A 24783-nucleotide genomic window follows, 5' to 3' on the forward strand; every position below is an offset into this window, starting at 1 on the left:
TGCCTAAAATCAGGGGACACTATATCGATTTCGGCCAACCCTGCGGCGCGCTCAGCGGTACGCTAAAACAACGTAGGCGCCCCCGGCCCCACCACCACCTCCACCCCCTCCACCCCCTCCACCCCCCGCCGCCGCAACTCCGTCTCCGCGCTGAACCGCACATCCACATCCCGCTCCCGGGCCAGCGCCGTCAGCGCCTCCTCCGCCAACGTCCCCCAGGCCGCCCCCCTCAACGGCCCCCTCGGCACGCGCGGCAGCAGCCCCGGCTCGCGGCTCCAGGCCAGCAGCTGTTCCACCGGCGCTTCGTTCAGCATGTCCCGCAGGTGATGCGCCGTGACATAGGCGTCCGGCATGGCCCGGTGGGCCGGCAGCCCCGTCGCATGGTCCAACCCCTGCGGCCGGCGCTGGTAGCGCAGCATCTGGTTGGAGAAGCTCTGCAGATGCGGCCACAGCCGCATGGCGCACTTCCAGGTGCAGATCCAGGCCGCCCCGCCGGTCAGGGCCGGGGTGCAGTACCGCTGCTCGAAGGCGGCGCGGTGGGCGGCCAGGGCCAGGACGCCGCCGGCCGGGCGCAGCACCGGCGGGGCCGCGTCCTTCCAGAACGGGGCGCCGGCGACCTCCTCGTCCAGGATGTGGTGGATGGCCATGGTGGCCGGGCTGATCGGCCGCCCGGGGTTGACGAAGGCGGCGCCGCGCTCGGCGGTGACCGTCCAGCGTCCGTCCGGGCCGGACTGGACGACGTCCTGCCAGCCGATCTCGCAGACGTCGGTCGGCAGGGTCCCGGCGGTCTCCAGATCGATGACGCGGATACGGGCCATGGGCCGGACTATGGGGGCGCCGGCCGGACGGACCAAGCCCGGCGACGGCGGCGCCTCACTCCCACCCCAGCTCCTGTCGCCGCGCCTTGGCCCGCGCCAGGATCTCCTTCGTCGGCTGGCTGAGCAGGTTCTGCACCCCCTCTTCCCAGCCCCGCCCGTGCGCCAGCACGTCCAGCCCGCTGAAGCGCAGGAAACGGGCCAGGGCCAGGGACTTGTCGGCCAGCTTCAGGCGGGTGAGGCGGGTGGTCGCGCCGCCGCCGTCGGTCTTCTCCAGAACGGTGACCTCGCGGATGGCGGCGGTACGATCGCGCTCGAGGCGGGCGAGGTCGACCTCCAGCGAACCGTCAGGGCGGACGATGGCGAAGTCGAGCACATTGGCGAAGGCCAGCTTGGCCAGCTCCTCAAGAGCGGTGAACTCATTGTATGGCCCCGCCTCATGGACCGGGGCGTCCAGCAGGGCCCGCACCCGGGGATCGCGCAGCAGCTTGAAGCCGCTCCAGCGGGCCCCCTTGGGGCTGTAGCCGGCGCGGCGGGCGGCGGCGGCGGCGCGGCCGTCGAGGCGGTACTCCTGGACGAAACGCATCTGCAGCGGGGTCAGGGGCCGCGTCCCGGCCTCCGGCGCGGGCATGGGGGTGTCGGCGTAGGCGGGCACGGGAGGTCCTCTCGGATGGGATGGGGGACGGCGGCGCGCTTATCGAAGCGGCCAGACCATTATCCCACGCCGCCCCGGCGCAAGGGGGCGAAAAAACCTCAAGCCCGCCAGACCCTTAGCCAATATGTATAGACATATTCACCCCGCCTGGGGCCCTCCCCGGCCCGCCGCGCCCCCGCCGCCCCTTGGGTGTGGGTCGCGGCGGCGCGCTTTCGACCAACCGATGCAGCGCCCGGGCCAACGCGGCGACCAACGCTCCGGGCCACGGCCGCGAACCCTTGGCCCACGCCAAAGCCCACGGTTGGCGGGGTTTGCCGCCGCCGGCCGGCCGTCGGCGAAATCGCCCGCTTTTTTGTGGCCCGGCGCCGCCTCGCGGTCGTCGCGGTATAATGGTCGGCCGCTTCGATAAGCGGCCTCGCTCAGTCCTCCGGGAAGGCGCCGTAGCGGGACAGGCGGTAGACCGGCTCGGGCCGGTAGGCCGGCTCGGTCGCCAGCCGCGCCAGCCGCTCACCCACCGCCGGCGCGAACTTGGCCCCGTGGCCGGAACAGGCCGAGGCCAGGATCAGCCGCGACCCTGGCCAGCGGTCGATGATGAATTCCTCGCCCGCATCCGGCCGGCGGTCGGCCGGACGGGTGTTGGTGTAGAGGCAGACGTCGCGGTCGAGGATCCGGCCGGCGGCGCCGGGCGCGAGCTCGGCCAGGGCCTCGGCGACCGGGCGCAGGTCTTCGTCGGTGGCCGGCGGGCCCCAGGCGTCGGCGTCGACGCGGCGGCCGTGGTTGTGGGGCGCGGCCTTGACGCCCCGGCCTTCGAAATCAGGGAAACCGTAGAGGGTGTCGGTTTGGCTGCGCTCCAGGATGAAGATCGGAAAGGCGTCCAGGCGGGCGAGCTCGGGACGGGCCGGATCGAACCAGCCGACGGTCTGGCGGGTCACCTCGAGCAGCGGGGCCAAGGCCGGCAGGAACCGGGTCACCCAGGGGCCGGCCGCCAGGATGACCCGGCCGGCCCGCACGGTCTCGTCCGCCGTCCGGACGATAACCTGGTCGGGGCCGGGCTCCAGCCCGATCACCGCCCGCGGCGCGATCCGCCCCGCCGCCTCGGCCTGGGCCCGCAACACCTCCAGGGCGACCTGCGCCAGCAGGATGGCCCCGCCGTCCTGGACGACGGCGTCCCAGTCGTCCGGCAGGTTGAAGGCCGGGAACAGGGCGTTGATCTGCCGGCCGGTCAGCAGCGGAACCTCCAGGCCATTGTGAATAGCCGCCTGGCGCGAGCCCCTGACCAGCGGCGAACCTTTCGGCCCGGCCTCCAGCACCGGGCAGGGGATCAGGATTCGCCGGCCGCTCTCCGCCTCCAGCCGCTCCCAGCCGGCCAGGGCCTCGTCGCTCAGCCCGGTGTAGTGGGGATTTTCGAAGTTGAAGCGGCGGAAGATGCGGCAGGAACCGTGCGACGAGCCCTGCTCCGCCCCCGGTCCGAGCGGGTCGAAGCCGATGGCGTCGACGCCCCGGCGCAGCAGCGCCTCCAGGGCGGCGGCGCCCATCAGGCCAAGGCCGATCACCGCGACATCGCACTGGCGCAAAGCTCACCCTCCCGGCTCGTGACGACTGCCGCCAAGTCTAGCGGGTTCACCGAACGTCACGACCTGATAAACCATAGCCATGGCCCGGCCCGACGACATCCCCGACGACACTGCCCGCGACGCCTACGACCCACTGACGCCGGTGCCGACGGCCCGGCGGGTGTTCGGGGCGCTGGACGCCTTTTCCCTGTGGTTCAGCCTCGGCATCGGCCTGCTGGTGCTGCAGGCGGGGGCCTTCCTGGTGCCCGGGCTCAGCCTGGGGGCGGCGCTGGGGGCCATCGTCGTGGGGTCGGTGCTGGGCGTCCTCCTGCTGGCGGCGGCCGGCCTGGTCGGGGCCGAGACGGGGCTGTCGGCCATGGGATCGCTGCGGCCGGCGCTGGGCGCGCGCGGCGCGGCCGTCCCCGCCGTGCTCAACACCCTGCAGCTGATCGGCTGGGGGGCCTTCGAGATCATCGCCATGCGCGACGCCGCCGACGCCCTGGCCAGACAGACCTTCGGGGTCTCCAACGCCATGGTCTGGACCCTGGTGTTCGGGGCCCTGGCCACGGGCCTGGCGATCATGGGGCCGGTGTCGTTCGTCCGCCGCTTCCTGCGGGCCTGGGGCCTGTGGCTGCTGCTCGGCGGCGCCGCCTGGCTGAGCTGGCGGCTGCTGGCCGAGCACGACCTGGCCGCCCTGTTCGCCCGGCCCGGCACCGGCGAGACCAGTTTCGCGGCCGGGGTCGACCTGGTGGTCGCCATGCCGCTGTCCTGGTTGCCGCTGATCGCCGACTACACCCGCTTCGGCCGCACCCCCGGGGCCATGTTCCGGGGCAGCGCCCTCGGCTACCTGCTGGCCAATATCTGGTTCATGGGGCTGGGCGCCGCCTACGCCCTGGCCGCCGGCGGCGGCGAAGGCCTGTTGCTGTCCGCCCTGGCCGCGACCGGCGGCGGCGTCGCCCTGCTGCTGATCGTCATCGACGAGACCGACAACACCTTCGCCGACATCCATTCGGCCGCCGTCTCCACCGCCACCCTGGTGCGGGCGCGGCCCGCGCGGCTGGCGCTGGGCATCGGGGTGCTGTGCACGGCCATCGCCCTCGTCGCCCCGCTCGGCCATTACGAGAGCTTCCTGCTGCTGATCGGCTCGGTGTTCGCGCCGCTGTTCGGCGTCCTGCTGGCCGACCATTTCATCATCCGGCCCTGGCGCGCCGACCCGAACGCCGCCCTGCCCGGGCTGAACCTGGCGGGCCTGGCGGCCTGGGCGGTCGGCATCGGGGCCTACCAGGCCTTCAGCCGGCTGCTGCCCGACGTCGGCGCCACCCTGCCGGCCTTCGTGATCGCCGCCGTGGCCTATGTCGCCCTGCGCTGGCCGGCCATGCGGCCCGCCGCCGGGGTCTAGGACGCCGTCACGGCTTGCGCTTGAAGACCAGCGTCTGCCCGCCCTGGCGCAGGGTGATCTGCTGGGCCGGGGCCTCGCCGCCGTCGAATTCCAGCGAGGCCTCGACCTCGACGATGTCGAACCTGGTCGGCGAGGCGGCGCGCAGGGTCACCGGGTTCTGGCCGGGCAGCTGGGCCTTCAGGGCCTCGCCGTCGAGGAAGACCGTCATCGGCGGCCCGGGGCTCTGGTAGTCGCCGACCAGGCGGTCGAGGGCGGCGCGGGGCAGCTTCAGCGCGGCCGGCGCCACGGGCAGCGGATCGTTGGTGCGGACCCCGACCACGCCGGGACCGTCACCCATCTGGAAAAACCGCATGCCGATGATGGCGCCCTTGGCGTCCCGCTCCAGCTTCAGCCGGTTGAGGCCGTCCTCATAGAGGAAATCGTCCGGCCCGATCGGGATCAGCGCCGCGCGCGGCCCACCGCCGCGCTGGGCGGTCAGCCTGCCATCGACGACGCGCAGCACCCGGATGGTCTCGGCGTCGAAGCGGTAGACGCCCTCGGCGCCCTTGAGGACGGCCGCCTCGACCGGCACGGCCTTGGCCGCCGGATAGGGATCGCCCAGCGCCGACGCCGCCAGCCGGCGGCCGAGGCTGCCGGGGTCGCCGCCGCTATCGGTGTTCTGCAGCACCACCACGGTGATGTCGGGCCCGGGAACGTAGGTCAGCTGCGAGACGAAGCCGAAGATGCCGCCGCTGTGCAGCAGCGCCGGGGCGCCGCGCATCTGGCCGGCCCCGATGCCGAAGCCGTACTTGGACTCCACGGCGGCGCCGACCGGGGTGATCATCTGGTTGTAGGTCTCGATCTTCAGCACCCGCCCCTCATGCAGGGCGCGGTTCCATTTCAAGAGGTCGTCGACCGTCGAGACCAGGGCCCCGGCGGCGTGCGGCTGGGTCATGCTCAGAGTCCGCATCGGGACCACCTTGCCGTCCTCGAGGCTGTAGCCCTTGACCTGCCGCGCGATGATCTTCGGATCGCCGCCATAGCCGGTGTTGGTCATGCCCAGCGGCTTGAACAGCACCTCGTCGAGATACTCGTACCAGGGCTTGCCGCTGGCCGCCTCGATCACCGCTCCGACCAGCACATAGCCGCTGTTGTTGTAGGACCACTTCTCGCCGGGATTGAAGTCGGTCTGGCCCTTGAACACCTCGATCATCTGGGCCGTGGTCAGATCGCGCTTGATCGGCTCGACCATGTAGCCGGGGATGCCGGTGTAGCTCTTGATGCCGGAGGTATGGTTGAGCAGCATGAGGACGGTGACCTTGTCGCCGCCCGGATAGCCCGGAACATACTTCGACAGCGGATCGTCCAGCCTGACCTTGCCGTCCTCGACCAGCTTCAGCACGCCGGCGGCGGCGAACTGCTTGGTCACCGAGCCGATGCGGAACAGCTGGTCGGGCGACAGGGGCGTATGGGCCGCCGTGTCGGCCTGGCCCCGCGCGCCGCGGAACAGCACCGTGTCGCCGCGCGCCACCAGCACCGCCGCGCCGGGCCCTTGGGCGGCATAGCTGCTGTCCAGCAGGTCCCTGGCGTAGCGGGCGACCTCGGCCTGCGAGGGCGCGGCGGCCGGGGTCTGGGCCTGGACAAGGCCGGGCGCCAGCGAGCCGAGGGCGAGGGTGAGGGCCAGCGCCATGGCGTTGGGCTTGATCATCGGAACGTCCCCACAGGTTGAAAACAGCAGCCGGTCGCGACATTGGCGCAAAACCCCGCGCCTGCCTCGTGTCAAATCGGCAATCTTGCCGGCGTCAGGCGACCGGCCGGATGGGATCGGTCCCATCCCACTCGGCCGCCTTGCGCCGGATGTGCTCGAAGAACCTGCCCTTGCCGCCACTGATGTCGGAGATCTCGATCACCGTGCCGGGATGCCCCTGGGTGTCGAAGTAGGCGAAGCGCCCCTGCTCGCCGCCGATCTGGCCCTCGTGCCCGACCTGGTAGCCCAGCGACAGCGCCCGGTCGTAGAGGCCCTGGTAGTCGCGGGTCCAGTAGCTCATGTGCTGCAGCCCCTCGTGGCCGGCGTCCAGGAACTCGCGGTACATCGACGGGGCGTCGTTGGTCTGCTGGATCAGCTCGATCTGCAGGTCGCCGCTGTTGGCCAGGGCGATGCTCATCTTCACGTCCGAGGCCTGGCCACGATGGCGGAACCAGTCGGTCTTCACCTCCTCGATGAAGAACCAGGGACCGACGCCCATGACTTTGATCCAGTGGTCCATGGCCGCGTGGATGTCGCGCACCACATAGCCGTTCTGGCAGACCGCCCCGAAAATCCGACTCATCGCCATCCTCCGTTCCGCCAACAGACCCCCTTTTCGAGGTCTTGTGAAACGCTGTTCGAAGCCTTTCGATGTCGGCCAACAGACAGAATGGGAGCGCGCCATGGCCGACGGATCGATCACCGCCAAACGGCATCCGGTCTATGACATCCCGCTGGACAAGCTGGACCCGGCCCAGCCGGCCCTGTTCCAAGCGGACGACGTTCTGCCCATCTTCGACCGCCTGCGGGCCGAGGACCCGGTCCACTGGTGCGCCCAGAGCGAGCACGGCCCCTACTGGTCGATCACCCGCTACGACGACATCATGGCCGTCGACACCAACCACCAGGCCTTCAGCTCCGACTTCCTGAAGGGCGGCATTACCATCGCCGGCGGCTCGTCGAACTTCGAGCCGCTGCCGATGTTCATCGCCATGGACCCGCCGCGCCACGACGTGCAGCGCAAGGCGGTCAGCCCGGCGGTCTCGCCGGCCAACCTGCAGACCATGGCCCCGGTCATCCGCGAGCGGGCCGGCGCCATTCTCGACGGCCTGCCGATCGGCGAGGAATTCGACTGGGTCGACCTGGTCTCCAAGGAACTGACGGCCATGACCCTGGCCACCCTGTTCGACGCGCCGCAGGAGGATCGCCGCAAGCTGACCCACTGGTCGGACGTGGTCACTGCCATCCCCGTGCCGGGCGGCCTGGTCGAGACGCTCGAGGAGAAGATCGAGATTTTCGTCGAGTACCAGGCCTATTTCGCCAATCTGTGGAACCAGAAGGTCAACGCCCCGCCGGCCGCCGACATGATCTCCATGCTGGCCCACCATCCGGCGACGCGGGATATGGAGCCGCGCGAATTCTTCGGCAACGTCGTGCTGCTGACCGTCGGCGGCAACGACACCACCCGCAACACCATCTCCGGCTCGATCCTGGCCCTGAACCAGAACCCGGACCAGTACGCCAAGCTGCGCGCGCACCCGGAACTGATCCCCTCGATGGTCTCCGAAACCATCCGCTGGCAGACGCCCCTGGCCCACATGCGCCGCACCTGCGTGGCCGACACCGAGGTCGGCGGCAAGCTGATCCGCGAGGGCGACAAGGTGGTCATGTGGTACCTGTCGGGCAACCGCGACGATACCGCCATCGAGCGGCCCAACGACTACATCATCGACCGCGCCCGGCCCCGCCAGCACATCTCCTTCGGCTTCGGCATCCACCGCTGCGTCGGCAACCGCCTGGCCGAGCTGCAGCTGACCATCATCTGGGAAGAGATCCTCAAGCGCTTCCCGGAAGTGCGGCTGACCGGCGAGCCGAAGCGCACCTATTCCACCTTCGTGCGCGGCTACGAGACCATGCCGGTGATCATCCCGGCGCGAGCCTAATCCTGACGGTCAATCAGCCAGGCGGCGCCGGCCGACAGCTTGGCCATGATCTCCGGCGGCCGCTGGCCGGCCGGGTAGGAGGCGATGATCGCCGCCATGCCGCGGCCCAGCGCCCATAGCGCATGGGCGGCGTTCTCACGGCGGCCTTCCGGGATGCGGTCGTCGATCAGGACGGCGGCCCTGTAGGCCTCGAACATCCGGTACTCGGCCTCGCGCAGCTCCGAATGGCGGGAAAGCAGCCGCTCGCCCAGCATCAGCGAGAACAGCTCCGGCCGGGTCTCGACGAAGCCGAAAAAGGCCCGCGCCCCGCCGCGCATCGGCGAGAGGAATTCGGGGCGGGCCTGGTAGTCGAGAATGTCCCGCCGCAGGTCCTCCAGCCCCATCAGGGCCAGGCTGACCAGCAGCGCCTCCTTGTTCTCGAAGTAGTGGTAGATCGAGGCCAGCCCAATGCCGGCCGTCTCGGCGATGGCCCGCAGGTTCAGCGCCTCCACGCCCTGCTCGGCCAGGATGGCGGCGGCGGCGTCGAGGGCCTTGCCGCGAATGCCGGCGGCGTCCTGCAGGGATGTCCTGGCTTTGGCGGTCACCGGCGCATCTAGCGCCGATGGGCCGGCCTCTTCAACGCCGTCCCCACAGCATCAGCGCCGCCACCGCCAGCCCCCAGACCGCCTGGACCAGCACGAACAGGCCAAAGCCGTGGACGTCGAGGGTCAGCCAGCCGCCGATCAGGGCGACCAGGCAGGCGGTGGACGCCAGGGCCCCGGCCACGCCGACCCAGCGGCCGGGCCCGCCCTGGTGGAACAGCGCGATCGACCACACCACCACAGCCGTGCCGATGGCCGCGACACCGGCGGCGGCGAAGGCCTGGTTGAGCGCCCAGAGGGCGTCGAACACCGGACGGGCGGCGACCAGCGCGGCAGCGTCGCCCGTCGCCAGCTCCGCCGCCAGGGCCGGCGTCGCGAAGCCGTTGACCAGGCCGGCCGCGCCCAGCGCCAGGGCCCCGGCGAAATAGGCCAGCCGCCCGGCCCGCGCCAGCCCGGGATAGACCAGGCTGTCGGCGAACCCGGCATAGCCGATGGCCAGCAAGCCCATCACCGCCACCAGAACCCCGTGAACCAGGCCGTTGAACGCCGCGCCGCGCACCATGCCGTTCACGACCTCACCCAGCGTCTCGCCGTGCGCCGTCGGATGGTGGGCCATGGCCAGCGCCATCAGCAGCGAACCGCCGCCGATCATCAGGGCGCTTTTGCGGTCTCGCGGAAAGCGCGGGGCGGTGTCGGTCATACTCTTGTCTCCGGAAGCGTTGGAGGGGCATGCTAGCGGCCGTGGGGCCCCGCACAGCGGACGCGAGGCCACATCCGTCCGAAACCGGACACAGGGGGCCAGATGTCCAGCACGACCGTCCCGGCCGACCGCCGCGAGCGCAAGACGCGCGGGGCCCTGCTCAGCGCCTTCGTCGGCATGGTCACCCGCCGTCGCTATGACGACATCCAGGTGTCCGAGATCGCCGAGACCGCCGACGTCGGCCGCTCGACCTTCTATGCCCACTACAAGGACAAGGACGAGCTGCTGTTCGACAGCATGGGCTGGTTCTTCGACACCCTGGCCTCCGCCTGCGGCGATGAGGGGGAGGCCCACCCCATGGTCTTCCTGACCGCCCACATCTGGGAGAACCGAGCGCTGGGCCGCCGCGTCATGACCGGCCCGCGCGCCCCTCTGACCTCGCCGCGCGGCATCCGCCGGCTGGCCGACGCCATCGAGGCCAGGCTGCCGGCCGAGCCCCTGGCCTGGCCGCCCCGCCTGCTGGCCCTGCAGATCGCCGAGGCGCAGCTGGGCCTGCTCCGCGCCTGGGTCACCGGCGAGGCCGAGGCGACCCCGGCCGAGATCGCCATGGCGCTGCGGCGGACGACCCGGGGAATGGTGACGGCGGCGCGGGGCTAGAGGCGTCGCTCACTCGGGCGGATCGAGCGGCGGCTGCGGCGGATCGGGTTGAGGCGGGTCCGGCGGCCGCGGGGACCGCTCGGGCCAGCTCACCATGACGCCTTCGAAATGGGAGTCCCCGGCCCGTCCCGATCCGAAATGAATGTCGGCGAACACCGCCGAGTGGGGCCCGCCATGGATATGGATCCCGTTGCGCCAGGCCAGCCAGCCGACGACGTAGCAGCCCGAGCCGAAGCGCGCGTCCAGCTTGGTCTCGCTGGTCCTGCTCACCGCCACGGCCCGGCTGTCGCCCCGATCGGCGGCGGAGGTGATGACCAGTGAGACCGGCGGCCCCTCGTCACCGGGCCGCCAGTCGTAGGCGAGCTCGAACGCCAGCGTCAGCCGGCCGTCCAGCGCCTGCCAGGTTCTCAGCAATCCCATGCCCCTCACTCCACGCGTGAGGTACCAGCTAGGCGGGAATTCCCGGCGATGGCAACCCCCGGCCCTACAGCAGCCAGTCCCCGGAATCGGCGGTGACGTCGCCGTTGATCCGCATCTGGTAGTCGGTCCGGCCGTCGCCGTTGACGTCGAGGCGAAGGGTGGTGAGGCCGCCGGCGAAGGCCAGGGTCATCTGCCCCGCCGCCTTGCTGAAGGCGCCGACCAGGGTGAAGGCCTGGTCGCCGGCGGTCCCGGTGTCGGCGTCGACCCCGGACAGGTCGAGCGCGTCGCCCTCGGCGGTCGAGAAGTCGTGGATCTGGTCGGTCTCCAGGGTCGCGCCGAAGGCATGGGTGACGACGAACCAGTCGAGCCCGGTCCCGCCGCGCAGCAGGTCGCCGCCCAGGCCGCCGATGATCACGTCGTCGCCGTCGTTGCCGTTGATCGTATCGTTGCCGGCTTCGCCCGACAGGGTATTGGCCCCGCCGCCGCCCTGGAGGTTGTTGGCCAGGGCGTTGCCGACCCCGTCGATGTCGCCGCCGCCCAGCTCCAGCCCCTCGAAATTGTCGCCCAGCACCCAGCCGTCCAGGGCGGTGCGGACGATGTCGTAGCCTTCGCCGGCCGTCTCGAAGGCCTGGTCGCTCCCGTTGTCGATCAGATAGATATCGTTGCCGACGCCGCCGAACAGGACGTCGCCGTCGATCCCGCCGTCCAGGTAGTCGTTGCCCTCCAGCCCGAACAGTGCGTCGACGCCCCCGCCGCCCTCGAAGCGGTCGTTGCCCAGGCCACCGACCATGTCGTCCCAGTCTAGCCCGCCGAACAGCTTGTCATGGCCGTCGCCGCCATAGAGGTCGTCGGCGCCATCGTCGCCGTTCAGCACATCGCCACCCGACCCGCCGATCAGGTCGTCCGCCCCCGCCCCGCCGTTCAGCAGGTCGGACATGTCGCCGCCGTCGAGCGTGTCGTCCCCGCCGCGGCCTTCGAGGATGTCCTGGCCGCCCATGCCCGAGAGGCTGTCGGCGGCAGCCCCGCCGGTCAGGGTCTCGCCCCCGGCGCCGCCGACCAGGGTCATGGGATCGGCCCGGCCGTAGATCACGTAAGCCGCGCCGGCGTTGCTGGCGCCGAACGGGTCGGCGAACGGGGCGCCGACCAGCAGGTCCTCGACGCCGTCGTTGTTGAAGTCGCCGCCGCCCTCGACCGACCAGCCCGCCTGGTCGGAGAACGATGCCCCGCGCAGTTCGAAGCCGACGACGCCGTCGAGCGTGGCCAGGTCGAAGGTCGCGGCGAAGGCCGTGGTCTTGCCGAAGATCACATAGGCCGATCCGCTTTGCGCGCCGTTGGTGCTGGCCCCTCGGGCGCCGAGCACCAGGTCGTCGACGCCGTCGCCGTTGAGGTCGCCGGCGCTCGCCGACGACCAGCCGGTGAAGTCGCCCGACGCGAGGCCGCGGACGATGAAGCCATTGGTCCCGTTCAGGGTCTCGAGGTTCAGGCTGGCCGGCAGGCCGCCGGCGGAGCCGAAGACGACATAGGCCGCGCCGGGGCTGCCGCTTCCGAGCGACACCGCGCCGACCGCGAAGTCGGCCATCCCATCGCCGTTGATGTCGCCGACGCCGCTCACCCAGCGGCCGGCGTAGTTTAGGGTGGTCGCGCCGCTCATGCGCATGCCGGTCGCGCCGGTCAGGCCGGCGAGGTGCAGTTCGCTGCCGAAGCCATCGCCGGACCCGTAGACCAGGTAGGCCTCGCCCGCCTTGTAGACGCCGCCCGGAGAGGCGAGCCGGGCCCCGATCAGCAGGTCGTTCCAACCATCACCGTTGACATCGCCCACCCCGGCGACCGAGTAGCCCGAGCGGCTGCCGGGCTGGGCCCCGACGATCGTGAAGCCGTTGCCGCCATCGATGGCCGCCGCCGAGAGGTTGGCGGGATGGCCCTGGTCGGTCCCGAACACCACGAAGGTCGTGCCGCTGCCGGAGCCATAGGAGTCGCCATAGCTCATGCCGACGGCGACATCGTCGAAGCCGTCGCCGTTGATGTCGCCGAGGCCGGCGACCGAGCCGCCGAGGCGGCCGAACGCCTGGAAGCCATCGATCTGGAAACCGTTGGCGCCGTCCAGGCTGGCCACGGAGAGTTCGGCGGCGAAGGGGGTGGTCTGGCCGAACACCACATAGGCGGCGCCGCCGCTGTTCGCCCCGGTGGAGGACCTGCGGGCGCCGATGATCAGGTCGTCCACCCCGTCGCCGTTGAGGTCGCCGGCCGCGTCGACCTGGCAGCCCAGCACCACGGCGTTGGTCTCCGACGTGATGCGGAAGCCGTTGGTCCCGTCGAGCGTCGAGAGGGTGAGCAGGGGGTTGAAGTTCCCGGTCTTGCCGAACACCACATAGACGGCGCCGCCAGCGCCATAGTTGGCGTAGGGCGCGGAGACGACGAAGTCGTCCAGGCCGTCGCCGTTCAGGTCTCCGCCGTTGGACACCGAATGGCCGGCCCGCCCGCCGGCGATGACGCTGGGCAGGACGATGCCGGCATCGGCGGTCAGGGTCGAGAGGTAGATGACGGCGTCGAAGGCCATGGGTTCGCTCCCCGAGAACGCCCCCGCGCGCCGCGGGGACCTGGGTTTTGACAACGGAATGCTTAGGTTCAGCCCGGCGATTTCATCGCTTCGGGAGGTGGTTTCAACGGAACAAACTGGTAAGGTCGCCTAAGGCTCAGTCTGGCGGCGCCGCGGCGCTGATCGCCGACACCAGGTCGGTCGACGACAGGGAATCGGCGGCCCAGCCCGCGAAGTCGTCTCGCAGATGCGGCGTGGGGCGCACGCGCACGTCGTGCTCGTCGGAAATCTCGACATAGCCCGCCCGCGCCGCCGCCCGCAGCATGTTGCGGACATGCACGCGGGTCGTGGCGCTGCGCTCGCCGAGCAAGCTGTAGAAACCGGACGGCGACCATCCGTCGGCCGCCTCGCGGGTGACCTGCATCAGGGTCGCCAGCACCCGGGCGCCGCTGGCCTGGTGCAGGAAGGAATCGACCGCCGGATGCTGGGTGATGGTCTGGCGCGCCACATCCAGGGTCGACAGCGCCACCTTGCGATAGGCCCGGTGATAGTCCGGGTCACGCGCCACGGCGGCCTGGTGGCGGGGCTCGTCTGGGGCCAGCAGGGCCAGCGGCGCGTGGAACGCCGCCACCCAGTCGCGGTCGACCGCCAGCATGCGCTCGGATGGGGCCAGGCGATGTCGCCGCCGGTCGCCCGGCATCGGATCGCCCAGCAGGTAACCGTCCGCCCGCATGTCCTCGACCAGCCGCCGCAGCCGCCGCCCCGGCTCGATCCCCAGATGCACCGCGCCCTCACCAAGGCTGGCCAGGGTGAGCCAGGTCGCCGGATCGTCCTCGCGTTCGTTCATGGCGATGCAGATCGCCAGCATGAAGATCACCGCGCGGTCGTATTCGAACAGGCCCCGGACGAGCCGGCGGTCGTCGCCATGCAGCCGGGCCAGGTCCTCGATGAGCAGGGCCTCCGCCTCGTCGAACAGGGGATGGCGCCGGATGGTTTCCGCCGACAGATACCGCGGCGTGGCTCCGGACCTTTCGACCCACTCGGCCAATGTGCAACACTCCGCTTCGACGGCCCTCCTCCGGGAACCGCCATCCCCGTCGGACGTATTGCATTGGCGCCGTCATGCCGCCGTGGGGACGAGATTATCAACGCCAGGACAGAAATGGCCACGGGGCTGGACCCATATCGGCTGCTGATCGACAGCATCACCGACTATGCCATCTATATGCTCGACGCCTCGGGGCGCGTGGTCAGCTGGAATCCGGGCGCTGAGCGGTTCAAGGGCTACAAGGCGGTCGAGATCGTCGGCCAGCATTTCTCCCGTTTCTATACGGACGAGGACCGGGCCACCGGCCTGCCCGCCCGCGCCCTGCGGACCGCCCGCGATGAGGGCCGTTTCGAAGCCGAGGGCTGGCGGGTGCGCAAGGACGGCTCGCAATTCTGGGCTCATGTGGTCATCGACCCGATCATCGAGCCGGGCGGGACGGTGATCGGCTTCGCCAAGGTCACCCGCGACCTGACCGACCGAAAGGCCGCCGCAGAGACCCTGCGGCGCAGCGAGGAGCAGTTCCGGCTGCTGGTCGAGGGAGTCGCCGACTACGCCATCTACATGCTGGACCCGGAGGGCCGGGTCAGCAGCTGGAACCTGGGCGCCCAGCGCATCAAGCAATACCGGCCCGAAGAGATCATCGGCAGTCACTTCTCGCGCTTCTACACCGATGAGGACCGGGCGCGGAACGTCCCGGCCGAGGCCCTTGGCCAGGCCCGCGAGGCGGGTCGATTCGAAGCCGAGGGCTGGCGGGTGCGCAAGGACGGCAGCCGCTTCCTGGCCCATGTGGTGATCGACGCCATCAAGGACGACCACGGCGAGGTGATCGGCTTCGCCAAGATCACCCGCGACGTCACCGAACGGGTCGAGACCCAGAAGGCGCTGGCCGAGGCCCGTGAAAGCCTGCTGCAGAGCCAGAAGCTGGACGCTATCGGCCAGCTGACCGGCGGGGTGGCGCATGATTTCAACAACCTCCTGATGGCCATCCTCGGCAGCCTGGAACTGCTGCGCAAACGCCTGCCGGACGATCCCAAGGCCCGCGTCCTGCTGGAGAACGCCGTCCAGGGCGCGGAGCGCGGCGCGGCCGTGACCCAGCGCATGCTGGCCTTCGCCCGCAAGCAGGAGCTGGCGCTGGCGGCCGTCGACGTGCCATCCCTGGTGCGCGGCATGGCCGACCTGTTGCAGCGCTCGGTCGGGCCGATGATCCAGCTGAACCTGCGCTCGTCCGGCGACCTGCCGCCGGTGCGCACCGACACCAACCAGCTGGAGACCGCCCTGCTCAACCTGGTGGTCAACGCCCGCGACGCCATGCCCGGCGGCGGCGAGATCATCGTCGAGGCGGCGCTGCAGGTCATCGGGGCCGGCTCGGGGCTGGAGCCTGGAGACTATGTCCGGCTCAGCGTCATCGATGAGGGCGAGGGCATGGACGCCGAGACTCTGAACCGCGCCCGCGAACCCTTCTACACCACCAAGGGGGTCGGCAAGGGCACCGGCCTTGGCCTGTCGATGGTCTACGGCCTGGCCGAACAGTCCGGCGGGCGGTTGGACATCACCAGCCAGCCCGGCCTCGGCACGCGGGTCGACATCCTGCTGCCGCGCAGCCAGGAGGCGGTGAAGACCCCGGGGCCGGCGGCCAGCGCTCAGCCGATGACCCACCGACCGATGCGGCTGCTGGCGGTCGACGACGACGCCCTGGTGCTGCTCAACACCACCGCCATGCTGGAGGACCTTGGCCACAGCGTCTTCGCCGCCTCCTCGGCGATCGAGGCCATGCGGCTGCTGGCCGAACACACCGTCGATGTGGTGATCACCGACTATGCGATGCCGCGGCGCAACGGCCTCGACCTCAGCCGCGACATCGCCGCCCGCTGGCCGGACCTGCCGGTGATCATGGCCAGCGGCTATGCCGAGCTGCCGCCGGGCGCCGACAGCGCCCTGCCCCGGCTGGCCAAGCCCTACAACCAGGCGGAGCTGGCCAGGGCGCTGCATGCGGTGGCCGGGCGACTTGTCGCCCCCTGAGCCGGCTCAGGTCTCCAGCGGATAGCCATCCTCGCGCCAGGTCTTCATGCCGCCATCCAGGGCGGTGGCGCGCATGAAGCCCAGGCTGCGCAGGGTCGCGGCCGCCAGGGTCGAGATCTTGCCGAACTCGCAGCAGGTGACGATGCGCACGGTCGGATCGGGGATGGCCTCGTTGACGCGCAGCTCCAGCTGGCCGCGCGGCAGGTGCATGGCCCCAGGGATATGGCCGGCCAGAAAGGCGCTTTCCTCGCGCACATCCAGGATCAAGAGGTCGTTGGGCCGGCGCGCCAGGAGCCTGTTCAAATCCTCCAGCCCGATGAAGGGCGCCACCGCCGCCGCCTCGGCCAGCAGCTGGCTGACCGTCTTGCCGCCGGTCATATTGGTGCGCAGGGCCTCGGTCAGATGGGTCGGGGCGGCCAGGTTCAGCTCGCGCATCATCTGGACGAACGCGGCCCGCTCGCGCTTCTGCAGCCGCGGGTTCTCAGCGATCTCGGCCCCCAGGGTGGAGTGGCCGCGGCCCTTGTAGTCATGGGCCGGGTAGACCAGCAGGGCGTGGTCCAGGGTCAACAGCTTGCCGAACAGGCTGTCGTACAGCTGGTCCGGATCGCCGGTCGGCAGGTCGGTGCGGCCCGTGCCGCCGATCAGCAGGGTGTCGCCGGTGAACACCCGGTCGCGCACCACCAGGCACATGGAATCGGCCGTATGCCCCGGGGTGTGCAGCGCCCTGATGCGAAGGTCGCCGACGATCAGCGCCTCGTCGTCGTCGAGCCGCAGGGCCGCATGCGGCGCCGGGCTCAGCCTGTGCATCACCGCCGGCGCGCCGAGCATATCGCTGAGCTGCCTGGCGGCCGAGAAGTGGTCGGCGTGGGTGTGGGTGTCGATGACGTAGCGGATACGCACGCCGGCCTGCGAGGCCAGCGCCCGGTAGCGGTCGATCTGGCTGATCTCCGGATCGATCAGCACCGCCCCCAGGGAGCCCGGGCAGCCGACCAGATAGGACTGGCAGCCACCGGTGGCGATCTGTTCGAACAGCACGGCGACCTAGCCGTTCTTCTTGCGGGCCTTGGGGGTGATCTTGACGTTCATCCGCTTGCCGGCCCGGATCAGGTCGAAGCTGATCGAGTGATCGATGCTTCCCGGACCCAGCACGCGCAGCAGATCATCCAAACCCGTCAGCGGCCGGCCATCGGCGGCGATCAAGAGGTCGCCCTCGGCCAGACCCGCCTTGGCCGCGGGACCGTGCGGTTCGACGGCGGCGACCCAGACGGCGTAGGCCTGGGTGACGCCGGCGGCGCGGGCCATGGCCGGCGGCACCGGGGTCTGCTGGGCGACGACGCCGATCGAGCCGCGCCGCACATGGCCGTGGGCCAACAGCTCGGCCATCACGAAGCTGGCGGTGTTGGCGGCGACGGCGAAACAGAGGCCTTGGGCGCCGGAGATCACGGCGGTGGCGATGCCGACCACCTCGCCGGCGCTGTTGACCAGCGGCCCGCCGCTGTTGCCGTAGTTGAGGGCCGCGTCGGTCTGGATCAGGTCCTCGATCAGCCGGCCGCGCTCGCCGCGCAGGGACCGGCCCAGCGCCGAGACCACCCCGGTGGTCACCGTCGCCTCGAAGCCGAGCGGAGCGCCGATCGCAATGACCAGCTGGCCGCGCCGCAGCAGCTTGGAATCCCCAAGGCGGGCGTGCGGCAGGCGGACGTTCTGCTCGACCTTCAGGAGGGCGATGTCGGTGTCGGGATCGTCGCCGACGCAGCGGGCGGTGAGCGCCCGGCCCTCGGCGGTGATGATGGCGAAACGGCCGAAGCCCTGGACCACATGGCTGTTGGTCAGGATCAGGCCTTCGGGGCTGACCACGAAGCCCGAGCCCTCGCCGGCGAAGCTGCGGTCGCTGGTCAGCGGCTGGACGCGAACCACGGCCGGGCCGACATGCTCGACGGCGCGGACCACGGCGTTGGAATAGGCGTCCAGCAGGTCGCTGTTGGCCATCGGCATGACCGGGCTGGACGGCCCGGCCTCGAAGGCGCGGTCGCCCACGTCGAACACGAAATCGGCTTCTGGCGGGAAGGAAAAGGCCGGCAGCCGGCGCGCCGGGCTGCGCGCCCGGTGGAACGACTGATACTTGCGGCCCTTCATCATGCCCCACGCCCCCAAATGGTTAACGCGGATAGAACCACAGGCGGAGCGGCCGGCCAAGGGTTGCTCGCCTCAAGGGCGTAGCGCCGCCTCCAGAAAGCGCAGGCAGGCCGCCGTCGCCGCCTCGACCAGCGGCGGATGCAGGCAGCGGGCGTCGTCGATAGCCGCGTGGTGCAGCCGGTGCGATCCGAACACCCCGGCGGCCGGGGCGTACCCGGCCTTCAGAATCTCGCCCAGCTCTCCCGCCGCGCCACGGCTGGAGGGATAGGGCGCCTCCAGCCCTGGCAGGCCGGCGAAGGCGGCGCGCGCCTTGTCGAGCAGCTGCGGCGTCGCCACCAGATAGCGCTGGGAATCGGCGCTGGGCAGCGGCGACAGCGCGCCACCCGCCTCATGCCAGTCCCGCGCCGCCAGATTGGCGCCCAGGTGGAACCACAGCGCCGTCTGCTCGGGCTTGGGCATGGCCTCGGCGATGGCCTTGTGGCCGCCGAGGTTCTCCCACTCATGGCCGCTGGTGCTCAGGAAGGCGAGGTTCAGGTTCGTATGCCTCATCGCCCAGGTCGCCAGCGCCAGCCAGGCGGCAATCCCCCCGCCCCGCTCGCCGCCGCAGCTGAACCACCCCGACCGCGGCGTCGACACCACCAGCCAGCGGTCCGCCCCCCGGTCCAGTTCGCCGATCAGGTTCCAGGCCGGCCGCATTCCCGCGCGGCCGGTGAGCTCGAACCGCGCCGCCTGCCCCATCGCCAACGAAATGGGCCTCACATCGTTCGGCGCCACGATGGCGAGCGCCGGCGCGCCGGGTCCTGCCGCCTCGGGCAGGGTGTTGAGGGCCAGGGCCTCGCCCGAGGGGCCCGTGGTCATCAGCAGGATGGCCTTCGCCCCTGTCTCTCGCGCCGCGTGGATGGCCGCCTGCACCTGCGGCTGCCGGCTGCTGGACCATCGGCCATGCGGTAACGACACCACCGCGATATCGCCTCGCGCCGTCACCGGATCGTACAGCCGTCCCTCGACCACGCCGGTCACGTAAGGCGCCTGGGCCAGCAGCGGATATCTTCCGCCGCCGTACGGGGTCAGGGTGCAGGCCTCGCCCTCGATGAACGGAACCTCAAACCCCTGCCGCCGGGTCTTGTATCCCAGAGCTGCAAGCCGACCCTCGAGCCACTGGCCGGCCGCCTCGTCGCCGGGTCCGCCCGAGCGCTTGTTTCCGAAGCCGAGATAACGATCGAGGTCCTCGGCGATGGTGGAGGCCGCCGGCGCCGCGCTCGCCGCCGTGCTCGCCAAGGCGCCCGCCGCCACAACCGTCCTGCGCGTCATCCGCATCGCAACCCCAACACTCGTGACCCTGGCCCTAGTTGTAGAGCTGCACCCTATGGCCGTTCACCTCGGTGCGGAACTGGCGGCGGCTGGTCCAGATCGGCGGAATGTTGCGCTGGTCCCAGGCGCGGTAGCCGGCCGTCAGCCGCCGCACCACCTCCGGATGGCTCGCGGAAACGTCGGTCGTCTCGCCCGGATCCCTGTCCAGGTCATAGAGCAGCGTCCACTGGCCGAGCGGCGAGATCACCGCCGGCACGCCGTCCGGCGTCGGCTTGCCGTAGACGCCTTCCGGCCCGTCCAGATTGTCGGTCCTGTTGACGACGATCAGCTTCCAGCGCCCCTCGCGCACCGCATAGTTGGGACCCGAGCGCCAGAACAGCCCCCGCTCCGGCGCCGAACCCCCGGCCCGCAGCAGGGCCAGCAGGTCCGTCCCTTCGGCGGCCGCCGGCGGCGCGCGGCCGGCGGCGCAAGCGGCGGTGACCATCAGGTCGAGGCTGGAGACCGGCGTCGACACCCGCTGGCCCGCCGCCACCCGGCCCGGGGCGGACAGAATGAAGGGCACCCGGATGCCGCCCTCCCAGTACATGCCCTTGGCCCCGGCCAGCGGCGCGTTGCTGCAGGCCCCGCGCACATAGCCCGCGCAGCCGTTGTCGCTGAGGAAGACGACGATGGTGTCCCGCTCAAGCCCCTGGGCCTTCAACTCCGCCATCACCCTGCCCACCCCGTCATCGAGGGCCGAGACCATGGCCGCATAGGCCCGGCGGTGCGGGTCGGCGATGTCCGGGAAGCGGTCGGCGTAGGTCCTGGTCGCCTGCAGCGGCGTGTGGGGGGCGGTATAGGCCAGGTAGAGGAAAAAGGGCCGGTCGCGGTTCTGCCGCACGAAAAGGGCGGCTTCATCGGTGAAGGCCTCGGTCAGGTAGCGGGGCTCCTCGACCACCGCGCGGCCGCGGACCACCGGGCTGCGGGCCCGCACGGTCAGCTCGTCGCCGCCGATCGGGGCGAACAGGTCGCCCGGCCCCTGCGCCGCCCAGAAGTCGCCGGCCCCGCCGAGGATGCCGAAATAGCTGTCGAAGCCGCGGTCGAGCGGGTGGTAGCCGGGCCCGGAGCCGATGTGCCACTTGCCGACCATGCCGGTGGCGTAGCCCGCCCCCTTCATCACCTGGGCCAGAGTGGTCTCGTCCAGCGACAGCCCGCCGGTCGCGTCACGCCCGACCGGATTGAACTCGAAGCCGAAGCGGGTCTGCGGCCGGCCGGTCAGCAGCGCCGCCCGCGACGGCGCGCAGACGGCGGCTGAGACGTAGCCGTCAGTGAACCGCGCGCCCGAGGCGGCCAGGGCGGTGATGTTAGGCGTCCGGATCCAGCCGCCATAGGTGGAGAGGTCGCCATAGCCCAGGTCGTCGGCCAGGATGACGATGACGTTCGGCGCCCGGCGCTGGGCCGTGGCCGCCGGCTCCGGCGTCGCGCAGGCCGCCAGGATCAGGGTCGCGACGAGGGCCAGTCCGATCGTCAGGCGATTGCGCATCAGAACCCTCTGAGGTCCGCATCCAGCGTCTGGCCAGCGTCGAGCTGCACCCCGAAACTGTTCAGCATCATGCAGACCTGGGTGTACTGGCCGGCCGTGAACACCACGTCCATGCACTGCTTGTCGCTGAAATGGGCCTTCAGCGCCGCCCAGGCTCCGTCGCTGATGAAGTGGTCGGCATGCAGCTCATCGCTGGCCCGGATCAGCGCCGCGTCGGCCTCGCTCCAGCCGGCGCCCGCCCCCTGCTTGATCCGCGCCACCTCGTCCTCGGTCAGCCCCGCCCGGATACCGATCGGCACATGCTGGGTCCATTCGTAGCCGGCCTTGCACAGCCAGCCGATGCGCAGGATGACGATCTCCCGCTCGCGGGCCGGCAGGTCGTTCTTCTTCGACAGCACATACTCGCCCCAGCCCAGGAACCCCTTCAGCGCCGCCGGCGACCGCGCCAGGGTGCGGAAGATGTTCAGCACCGGCCGCCCGGTCCCGACCATCGGCGCCAGCACCGCCCTCTGATCGTCGTTGAGCTCGGCGTCGGCCACGGGGGCGATGCGGGGGGCGGTCAGGCGCATTTGGGTTTCCTCTCTCGTTGCGCAGAACATGCCCTGTTCCACACCGAGGGGGGAAGGGTTCGCAGGCGGCCTTCAGCCCGGCAGGTCGGCCGCCGTCGCCAGCACCTGACCGCGCAGCCAGATCGAGGCCGGGTCCACCGCCAGCCGGGCCGGGTAGTAGAGGTACTGCTGGTCGGAGCCCGGATCGACCGGCGGCTCGACCACCTCCAGCCCCAGCCCCGGCCCGACGCTGCGGGCCAGCCGGCTGGGGACGAAGGCGACCAGGTCGCTGGCGGCGGCGACCTGCAGCGCCTGCAGGTAGGACGGCGCGGCGAACACCACCTCCCGTTCGACGCCAAGCTCCGCCAGCCAGGCGTCGACCGGATCGCCCCGCTCGCCGCGCCCGACCACCGCCACATGCCGCGCGGCGAGGAAGGCCGGCATCTGGCTGAGGCCGGCGCCGACCGGATGGCCGCGCCGCACGGCCAGCACGTCGCGGTCGGCGTAGAAGTCCATGCGCTGGAAGCCCGGGAAGGCGTCGCCGACGAAGCTGGCCACCAGGTCGACCGTGCGGGCGAAGTCAGGCGTCATCATCGCCGGCCCGCGCCAGGGGGCGATGGCCAGCCGCACGCCCGGCGCGGCCGCCTCCAGCCTGGGCAGCAGCACCGGCATGACGATCGACACCACAAGGTCGGGCATCATCAGCACGAACCGCCGCCGCGACGTCGCCGGATCGAAGGCCTCCTCGCCCATCAGGTCCCGCACGCCGACCAGCACCTCGGCGAGCGGGGCCCGCAGACCCTGGGCCCTCGGCGTCAGCGCCATGCCCGTTCCGGTCCGCACCAGCAGGGGATCGCCGAACATCCGCCGCAACCGCGCCAGCGCATGGCTGGCCGCCGGCTGCGACAGCCCGACCTTTGCGGCCGCCCGGCCGACGCTCTGGGTGTCGATGAGGGCGTCGAGCACCACCAGCAGATTGAGGTCGAGACCAGCCAAATTCATCCAGAGAATGTATGATCTACTATCTATCGATTGGAAGAATTTTCATGCCGGCCGCAGTTTCGGCGCTCCAGACACAGGAGTGACCCGCATGTCCGCCACCGCCAACAAGCAAGCCCTGACCATCGCCTTCGACGCCCTCGCCCAGGGCGACCCCCGCCCCTTCCTGGCCCTGATGGCCGACGACTTCGCCTGGGTGGTCACCGGCCAGAGCGTCTGGGCCGGAACCTGGTCGGGCAAGCAGACGGTCCGCGAGACCCTGTTCGCCCCGCTGTTCGCCCAGTTCGAGGGGACCTACACCAACCGCGCCACCCGGATGATCGCCGAGGGCGACCTGGTCGTCGTCGAATGCCAGGGCGCGGTGAAGACCAAGGCCGGCCCGCGCTACGACAACCAGTATTGCTACATCTGCCGGTTCGAGGACGGGCGGCTGAAGGAGATCCGCGAATACATGGACACCGCCCTGGCCGAGCGGGTGCTGACCCGCGCCGCGTAGAGCATGTCAGGCCGAAGTGTACGCGGTTCGGCCGCCCGGACATGCTCTAAACGTTTGAATCTAGACCCTGTTTATCAGGGTCTAGCCGCCCAGCTTCGGCAGGGTCGCCCAGACCCGCGCATCATGCGCCGGCACCACCACCAGCCCCGGCGTCGCCCGCTTGATCTGGTGCAGCTTGACCAGCATGGCCCGCACCGCCGCCTTGTCGGAGTCGACCGAGCGGGCGATCCAGGGCTTCTGGGCCGGCAGGTCGACGCCCTCGCTCTGCCAGGCGGTGTCGCCGATCAGGGCGTAGCGCTGGCCGGTGGCGACGGTGATGAAGGCGACGATCGAGCCCGGCGTATGGCCGCCGGCCGGGACCAGCACGACAGTCCCATCGTCGAACACGTCGTAGCTGGCCGGGAAGCCGAAGTAGGGGCCGTCCGGAAAGTCATAGGGCCGGTAGTCCGCCGTGCCCAGCTGGCGGGCCAGCTTGCCCATCCGGTCGCCGCCCTGGACGAAGGCCAGCTCCGACCGCGGCAGCCAGACCGGCACGCCCTTCAGGTTCTCCAGCCCGCTGACATGGTCCCAGTGGGCGTGGGTCAGGACCACGGCCTTGAGGTCGGAAAGGGCGATGCCGGCGGCGGCCAGCTGGTCGGCCGCCGGCGTGCCCGGCCGGCGCTTGGAGGCCAGGCGCAGCAGCAGCGGCGTGGTCTTGGCGTGGTCCTCGACGCTGCGGCCGAAGCCGGCGTCGAACAGCAGCCGGCCCTTGGGGTGGGTGACCAGGATGGCCCCGATCACGAAGTCCCGCTTGTCGTCGCCGGCCCCGCCCTCATAGGCCAGGCTGGCCTTCGACAGCATGGCCCCGGTCGGGATGGCCTGCAGGGTGACGCCGCTGGCGGCCACGGCCGGCGGGGCGACGATGGCGGCCGGCGGCGCCTCCAGCGGGCCGGACGAACAGGCGGCCAGCAATCCGGCCAGAACCAACCCAACGATCGATCGCTTCATCTCGCATCTCCATGCTATGGATTGTACTGTACAGTCTAAGTCGCGTTTTGCAACCCACTCGGAGTCATTCTATGGACGGGGACATGGCCCGCCCGTCGCCGATCTCGAAATCCGCCCCCTCGTCGGCCGCCGCCGAGCGCTCGGAGGCGGCCATCCTGGCGGCCGCCCGGGCCCTGTTCCTGGAGGCCGGCTATGACGGGGCCAACCTCGACCAGGTGGCGCGCCGGGCCGGCGTCGCCCGCCAGACCGTCTACAACCGCTTCGGCAGCAAGGAGGCGATGTTCCGGGCCATGGTCGAGGACCATTGGCGCCGCTTCAACCGCGCCGAATCCCTGGATGACCTGGGGGCCACGGTCCGGGCCGGCGACCTGCGCACGGCCCTGGACCGCATCGCCCGGGCCCTGCTGGCCTTCCTCGACGGCTCCGACCAGATCGCCTTCACCCGGCTGGTGATCGCCGAGTCGCGCCGCCTGCCCTGGGTGGCCGAGGATTTCCACCGCCTGGGCAAGGGCCCGGCCGTCGAGTCCTTCGCCGAGAAGCTGGAGATGCTTCAAGCCGCCGGCGTCATCGCCTGCCCCGACCCCCAGCTGGCCGCCCGCCAATTCATCGGCCTGATCCAGGAGTTCGTCCTCTGGCCCCAGGTGATGGCCACCGGCGAGGCCCAGGCCCCGGACCGCGAAAAGGTGGTGGCCGAGGCGATCGAGATGTTCGTGGCGCGGTACGGGGTCCGCTGAG

At 70.9% G+C, this 24783-nt stretch carries 23 protein-coding genes; 6 read left to right on the forward strand and 17 right to left on the reverse strand.

Annotated features, from left to right (window positions below; all coding sequences use genetic code 11):
• Positions 1-62: 62 nt before the first annotated feature.
• The 3 genes from AC1RSK_RS08450 to solA all read right to left on the reverse strand — a co-directional run bounded on the left by AC1RSK_RS08450 (position 63) and on the right by solA (position 3044).
• Positions 63-818 (reverse strand): DNA polymerase III subunit epsilon, encoded by a 756-nt coding sequence (locus AC1RSK_RS08450; RefSeq protein WP_492907051.1) that lies wholly within the window; start codon positions 816-818, stop codon positions 63-65.
• Between the two features lie 55 nt (positions 819-873).
• A complete protein-coding gene (locus tag AC1RSK_RS08455) occupies positions 874-1470 on the reverse strand; it encodes a terminase small subunit (RefSeq protein ID WP_492907052.1) in 597 nt (198 codons plus the stop codon).
• Positions 1471-1889: 419 nt separating this feature from the next.
• Positions 1890-3044, reverse strand: coding sequence for an N-methyl-L-tryptophan oxidase (gene solA / locus AC1RSK_RS08460; RefSeq protein ID WP_492907053.1), 1155 nt, complete (start codon positions 3042-3044; stop codon positions 1890-1892).
• Positions 3045-3123: 79 nt separating this feature from the next.
• Here solA and cytX point away from each other — a divergent pair, with 79 nt between their 5' ends.
• A complete protein-coding gene (gene cytX, locus AC1RSK_RS08465) occupies positions 3124-4422 on the forward strand; it encodes a putative hydroxymethylpyrimidine transporter CytX (protein ID WP_492907054.1) in 1299 nt (432 codons plus the stop codon).
• Positions 4423-4429: 7 nt separating this feature from the next.
• On the opposite strand, the gene AC1RSK_RS08470 is transcribed toward cytX, so the two are convergent.
• Together AC1RSK_RS08470 and AC1RSK_RS08475 are read right to left on the reverse strand one after the other, a co-directional pair.
• On the reverse strand, positions 4430-6109 hold the full coding sequence (locus AC1RSK_RS08470; RefSeq protein ID WP_492907055.1) for a serine hydrolase domain-containing protein: 1680 nt from the start codon (positions 6107-6109) through the stop codon (positions 4430-4432).
• A 94-nt stretch (positions 6110-6203) separates the two neighbouring features.
• Positions 6204-6731, reverse strand: a complete 528-nt coding sequence (locus tag AC1RSK_RS08475) for a VOC family protein (protein WP_492907056.1) — start codon at positions 6729-6731, stop codon at positions 6204-6206.
• A 100-nt stretch (positions 6732-6831) separates the two neighbouring features.
• Here AC1RSK_RS08475 and AC1RSK_RS08480 point away from each other — a divergent pair, with 100 nt between their 5' ends.
• On the forward strand, positions 6832-8091 hold the full coding sequence (locus AC1RSK_RS08480) for a cytochrome P450 (protein WP_492907057.1): 1260 nt from the start codon (positions 6832-6834) through the stop codon (positions 8089-8091).
• On the opposite strand, the gene AC1RSK_RS08485 is transcribed toward AC1RSK_RS08480, so the two are convergent.
• Together AC1RSK_RS08485 and AC1RSK_RS08490 are read right to left on the reverse strand one after the other, a co-directional pair.
• Positions 8088-8675 (reverse strand): TetR/AcrR family transcriptional regulator, encoded by a 588-nt coding sequence (locus AC1RSK_RS08485; RefSeq protein ID WP_492907058.1) that lies wholly within the window; start codon positions 8673-8675, stop codon positions 8088-8090. The genes AC1RSK_RS08480 and AC1RSK_RS08485 overlap by 4 nt on opposite strands.
• A 31-nt stretch (positions 8676-8706) precedes the next feature.
• Positions 8707-9372 (reverse strand): hypothetical protein, encoded by a 666-nt coding sequence (locus tag AC1RSK_RS08490; RefSeq protein ID WP_492907059.1) that lies wholly within the window; start codon positions 9370-9372, stop codon positions 8707-8709.
• A gap of 102 nt (positions 9373-9474) precedes the next feature.
• Between AC1RSK_RS08490 and AC1RSK_RS08495 the strand changes: the two genes are divergently transcribed.
• Positions 9475-10029, forward strand: coding sequence for a TetR/AcrR family transcriptional regulator (locus AC1RSK_RS08495; protein WP_492907060.1), 555 nt, complete (start codon positions 9475-9477; stop codon positions 10027-10029).
• A gap of 9 nt (positions 10030-10038) precedes the next feature.
• Here AC1RSK_RS08495 and AC1RSK_RS08500 read toward each other — a convergent pair whose 3' ends face one another.
• The 3 genes from AC1RSK_RS08500 to AC1RSK_RS08510 all read right to left on the reverse strand — a co-directional run bounded on the left by AC1RSK_RS08500 (position 10039) and on the right by AC1RSK_RS08510 (position 14033).
• The gene (locus AC1RSK_RS08500) at positions 10039-10449 is read right to left on the reverse strand and encodes a hypothetical protein (protein ID WP_492907061.1); all 411 of its coding nucleotides are present in this window, start codon (positions 10447-10449) and stop codon (positions 10039-10041) included.
• A gap of 64 nt (positions 10450-10513) precedes the next feature.
• Positions 10514-13006: a hypothetical protein gene (locus AC1RSK_RS08505; protein WP_492907062.1), complete on the reverse strand. Its 2493-nt coding sequence runs from the start codon at positions 13004-13006 to the stop codon at positions 10514-10516.
• Between the two features lie 136 nt (positions 13007-13142).
• Positions 13143-14033 (reverse strand): hypothetical protein, encoded by an 891-nt coding sequence (locus AC1RSK_RS08510; protein ID WP_492907063.1) that lies wholly within the window; start codon positions 14031-14033, stop codon positions 13143-13145.
• A gap of 114 nt (positions 14034-14147) precedes the next feature.
• Here AC1RSK_RS08510 and AC1RSK_RS08515 point away from each other — a divergent pair, with 114 nt between their 5' ends.
• Positions 14148-16052 carry a hybrid sensor histidine kinase/response regulator gene (locus AC1RSK_RS08515; RefSeq protein WP_492907064.1) on the forward strand — a complete coding sequence of 635 codons (1905 nt, stop codon included), beginning with the start codon at positions 14148-14150 and terminating at the stop codon, positions 16050-16052.
• A 6-nt stretch (positions 16053-16058) separates the two neighbouring features.
• Here AC1RSK_RS08515 and AC1RSK_RS08520 read toward each other — a convergent pair whose 3' ends face one another.
• From AC1RSK_RS08520 to AC1RSK_RS08545, 6 genes are all read right to left on the reverse strand, one after another.
• Positions 16059-17087 carry an MBL fold metallo-hydrolase gene (locus AC1RSK_RS08520; RefSeq protein ID WP_492907065.1) on the reverse strand — a complete coding sequence of 343 codons (1029 nt, stop codon included), beginning with the start codon at positions 17085-17087 and terminating at the stop codon, positions 16059-16061.
• A gap of 6 nt (positions 17088-17093) precedes the next feature.
• Positions 17094-18188, reverse strand: a complete 1095-nt coding sequence (locus AC1RSK_RS08525) for a S1C family serine protease (RefSeq protein WP_492907066.1) — start codon at positions 18186-18188, stop codon at positions 17094-17096.
• Positions 18189-18257: 69 nt separating this feature from the next.
• Complete coding sequence (locus AC1RSK_RS08530) at positions 18258-19496, reverse strand: hypothetical protein (RefSeq protein ID WP_492907067.1); 1239 nt, start codon at positions 19494-19496, stop codon at positions 18258-18260.
• A gap of 34 nt (positions 19497-19530) precedes the next feature.
• Complete coding sequence (locus AC1RSK_RS08535; protein WP_492907068.1) at positions 19531-21018, reverse strand: sulfatase-like hydrolase/transferase; 1488 nt, start codon at positions 21016-21018, stop codon at positions 19531-19533.
• Positions 21018-21587: a carboxymuconolactone decarboxylase family protein gene (locus AC1RSK_RS08540; protein WP_492907069.1), complete on the reverse strand. Its 570-nt coding sequence runs from the start codon at positions 21585-21587 to the stop codon at positions 21018-21020. Before AC1RSK_RS08540 ends, AC1RSK_RS08535 begins: the two co-directional genes overlap by 1 nt.
• A 72-nt stretch (positions 21588-21659) precedes the next feature.
• Complete coding sequence (locus tag AC1RSK_RS08545; RefSeq protein WP_492907070.1) at positions 21660-22568, reverse strand: LysR family transcriptional regulator; 909 nt, start codon at positions 22566-22568, stop codon at positions 21660-21662.
• 88 nt (positions 22569-22656) lie between these two features.
• On the opposite strand from AC1RSK_RS08545, the gene AC1RSK_RS08550 reads away from it, so the two are divergent.
• On the forward strand, positions 22657-23061 hold the full coding sequence (locus tag AC1RSK_RS08550; protein ID WP_492907071.1) for a nuclear transport factor 2 family protein: 405 nt from the start codon (positions 22657-22659) through the stop codon (positions 23059-23061).
• Between the two features lie 81 nt (positions 23062-23142).
• On the opposite strand, the gene AC1RSK_RS08555 is transcribed toward AC1RSK_RS08550, so the two are convergent.
• A complete protein-coding gene (locus AC1RSK_RS08555) occupies positions 23143-24048 on the reverse strand; it encodes an MBL fold metallo-hydrolase (RefSeq protein WP_492907072.1) in 906 nt (301 codons plus the stop codon).
• A gap of 83 nt (positions 24049-24131) precedes the next feature.
• Between AC1RSK_RS08555 and AC1RSK_RS08560 the strand changes: the two genes are divergently transcribed.
• A complete protein-coding gene (locus tag AC1RSK_RS08560; protein WP_492907073.1) occupies positions 24132-24782 on the forward strand; it encodes a TetR/AcrR family transcriptional regulator in 651 nt (216 codons plus the stop codon).
• Position 24783: the final 1 nt, after the last annotated feature.

This window comes from Caulobacter sp. GW821-FHT11A05 (assembly GCF_058809015.1).

What these genes read in the sequence shown, in the direction of transcription:
- AC1RSK_RS08450 (WP_492907051.1), bottom strand. Translation starts at nt 818, where the DNA reads ATGGCCCGTATCCGCGTCATCGATCTGGAGACCGCCGGGACCCTGCCG.
- cytX (WP_492907054.1), top strand. Translation starts at nt 3,124, where the DNA reads ATGGCCCGGCCCGACGACATCCCCGACGACACTGCCCGCGACGCCTAC.
- AC1RSK_RS08470 (WP_492907055.1), bottom strand. Translation starts at nt 6,109, where the DNA reads ATGATCAAGCCCAACGCCATGGCGCTGGCCCTCACCCTCGCCCTCGGC.
- AC1RSK_RS08475 (WP_492907056.1), bottom strand. Translation starts at nt 6,731, where the DNA reads ATGAGTCGGATTTTCGGGGCGGTCTGCCAGAACGGCTATGTGGTGCGC.
- AC1RSK_RS08480 (WP_492907057.1), top strand. Translation starts at nt 6,832, where the DNA reads ATGGCCGACGGATCGATCACCGCCAAACGGCATCCGGTCTATGACATC.
- AC1RSK_RS08490 (WP_492907059.1), bottom strand. Translation starts at nt 9,372, where the DNA reads ATGACCGACACCGCCCCGCGCTTTCCGCGAGACCGCAAAAGCGCCCTG.
- AC1RSK_RS08495 (WP_492907060.1), top strand. Translation starts at nt 9,475, where the DNA reads ATGTCCAGCACGACCGTCCCGGCCGACCGCCGCGAGCGCAAGACGCGC.
- AC1RSK_RS08500 (WP_492907061.1), bottom strand. Translation starts at nt 10,449, where the DNA reads ATGGGATTGCTGAGAACCTGGCAGGCGCTGGACGGCCGGCTGACGCTG.
- AC1RSK_RS08505 (WP_492907062.1), bottom strand. Translation starts at nt 13,006, where the DNA reads ATGGCCTTCGACGCCGTCATCTACCTCTCGACCCTGACCGCCGATGCC.
- AC1RSK_RS08515 (WP_492907064.1), top strand. Translation starts at nt 14,148, where the DNA reads ATGGCCACGGGGCTGGACCCATATCGGCTGCTGATCGACAGCATCACC.
- AC1RSK_RS08525 (WP_492907066.1), bottom strand. Translation starts at nt 18,188, where the DNA reads ATGATGAAGGGCCGCAAGTATCAGTCGTTCCACCGGGCGCGCAGCCCG.
- AC1RSK_RS08530 (WP_492907067.1), bottom strand. Translation starts at nt 19,496, where the DNA reads ATGACGCGCAGGACGGTTGTGGCGGCGGGCGCCTTGGCGAGCACGGCG.
- AC1RSK_RS08535 (WP_492907068.1), bottom strand. Translation starts at nt 21,018, where the DNA reads ATGCGCAATCGCCTGACGATCGGACTGGCCCTCGTCGCGACCCTGATC.
- AC1RSK_RS08540 (WP_492907069.1), bottom strand. Translation starts at nt 21,587, where the DNA reads ATGCGCCTGACCGCCCCCCGCATCGCCCCCGTGGCCGACGCCGAGCTC.
- AC1RSK_RS08545 (WP_492907070.1), bottom strand. Translation starts at nt 22,568, where the DNA reads ATGAATTTGGCTGGTCTCGACCTCAATCTGCTGGTGGTGCTCGACGCC.
- AC1RSK_RS08550 (WP_492907071.1), top strand. Translation starts at nt 22,657, where the DNA reads ATGTCCGCCACCGCCAACAAGCAAGCCCTGACCATCGCCTTCGACGCC.
- AC1RSK_RS08555 (WP_492907072.1), bottom strand. Translation starts at nt 24,048, where the DNA reads ATGAAGCGATCGATCGTTGGGTTGGTTCTGGCCGGATTGCTGGCCGCC.
- AC1RSK_RS08560 (WP_492907073.1), top strand. Translation starts at nt 24,132, where the DNA reads ATGGCCCGCCCGTCGCCGATCTCGAAATCCGCCCCCTCGTCGGCCGCC.